Origin of the sequence: Pseudoalteromonas sp. SG45-5, assembly GCF_014164085.1 — a bacterium.
Taxonomy (GTDB): domain Bacteria; phylum Pseudomonadota; class Gammaproteobacteria; order Enterobacterales; family Alteromonadaceae; genus Pseudoalteromonas; species Pseudoalteromonas aliena.
In genome coordinates this window covers 1-554 of sequence record NZ_JACJEM010000158.1, presented here as the reverse complement: position 1 = coordinate 554, position 554 = coordinate 1, and the positions used below count along the sequence as shown (strand labels likewise).

1 protein-coding gene is annotated in these 554 nt (G+C 39.5%); it reads left to right on the top strand.

Annotation, left to right across the window (positions count from 1 at the left end; all coding sequences use genetic code 11):
• On the top strand, positions 1-287 hold a 287-nt coding region (locus H5119_RS20085), incomplete at its 5' end, for a transposase (RefSeq protein WP_182703492.1).
• Between the last annotated feature and the right edge of the window lie 267 nt (positions 288-554).

The window sequence follows — 554 nt, the reverse complement described above, 5'->3', positions numbered from 1 at the left end:
ACTTCTCATCGTATTGCCGCTGTGTTAAAGGGGCAAGGTACAGCAATGGAAAGAAAAAAGGCGCTACGAATCAGAAGAATGGTAATCGTTATTTAGCGTGGGCCTTTACTGAGGCTGCTAATTTTACAATTCGTTATAACCCAACAGTTAAAAAATATTATCAACGAAAACTGGCTAAAACAAACAAGGTAGTTGCGATTAAAACGGTTGCACATAAGTTCGCAAGAGCGTGTTATCACGTGCTTAAAGACAATGTACCATTCGATGAACACAAGGCGTTTGCTTAGCGTCTATAAAACAAATTAGGTTAACGTGTTGAGCTAGTAATGGGGTTGGTAAAACCATTAGATTTGATTGAGCCTGCACGTTAACCGATCATATTTTAAATACTGGATATGCCCAATATTTGAGCCACAAAGGGTTGGTTATGTGTAAGCATAAACCACAGACTTGTTACAGCGCAGTGTGTAAACACAGCAAGAAACTGGACTGACATTGGTACTAAACGATGACTGAGGCGAAAGCCAAGGGCCTTAATTAATCATCAATAATGC